The 960-nt window shown below is 34.6% G+C and carries 2 protein-coding genes; both read left to right on the top strand.

Going from position 1 to position 960, the window contains the following annotated elements; genetic code table 11:
• Positions 1 to 230 (top strand): TlpA family protein disulfide reductase (locus tag AC1DJR_RS31505; RefSeq protein WP_477004415.1); only part of this gene is annotated, 230 nt, incomplete at its 5' end.
• Positions 231 to 244: 14 nt separating this feature from the next.
• On the top strand, positions 245 to 928 hold the full coding sequence (locus tag AC1DJR_RS31510) for a prolipoprotein diacylglyceryl transferase family protein (protein ID WP_477004416.1): 684 nt from the start codon (positions 245 to 247) through the stop codon (positions 926 to 928).
• Positions 929 to 960: the final 32 nt, after the last annotated feature.

A 960-nucleotide genomic window follows, 5' to 3' on the forward strand; every position in this document is an offset into this window, starting at 1 on the left:
ATGCAACAATCGGGGATCCAGTACAAGAAGCGAGTGCATTTGCAGATCGCCACGGATTTAAATGTCCAGTTCTATTAGATATGGACGGAGTAGCTGGATTAGATTATAAAGTATTCTCTTTACCAACGACATTTTTTGTTAATAAAGATGGAATTATAGTAGATCAAGCACGAGGTGTATTACCTCCAGATCAATTAGAAAAGAAGTTTAAGAAATTAATTGAGAATTAAGAGGGGATTTCATAGTGATGGAGTGGATGGTGAGGTTACAACCAGTTTCTCTTATAATAGGAAGTCTATTTGGATTTACTCTGATGAAACTAAGGATGAAAAAGCAAAATATTCAATATGAAAAAATGATGGATGCAGTAACGAATGGCTTTCTTATCATTGTATTAGTATGGAAATTCGCACCGGTAATTTTAAATCCGGTATGGGCCATTGGGGCGCCAATTCAAGCATTATTAGCTGTAGGAAGTATTCAGCATATTATAGTAGGATGCGTAATTGCGAGTATATACATTGTTTGGAAAGGTAAAAAAGAGCAATTTTCTCTTCGGATTTTACTTGATACATTACCTTTTGGATTTTGCGTGAGTATAATCTTTTATTTTATATTCCATCAAGAAGTAGGTGCACAAACGACACTGCCGTGGGGGATGAAAATATATGAATCAAAATTTTTGTATCATCCTATTTTCATGTATGAGATTATACTCGCACTCGGTATAATTGGCTCGTTATGGATTAAAAATGAAAGAGTAGGGAATGGAAAGAATATAAGCTTTTTTCTAATTTGTGAGGGAATTGCTCATATAATCATTTCGCTAATTAGTGAACAAAATTCGGTTCTACTTGGTCTTTCAATACAGCAAGTACTCAGTTTTTGTGTTATTAGTTTAGGGATTGTGTTAGTACCAAAAAAATAAAAATAGCCGTGTACGGAGAGCATCCTCCATGC

The sequence above is a fragment of the Bacillus sp. 05T31 genome (genome assembly GCF_056396725.1).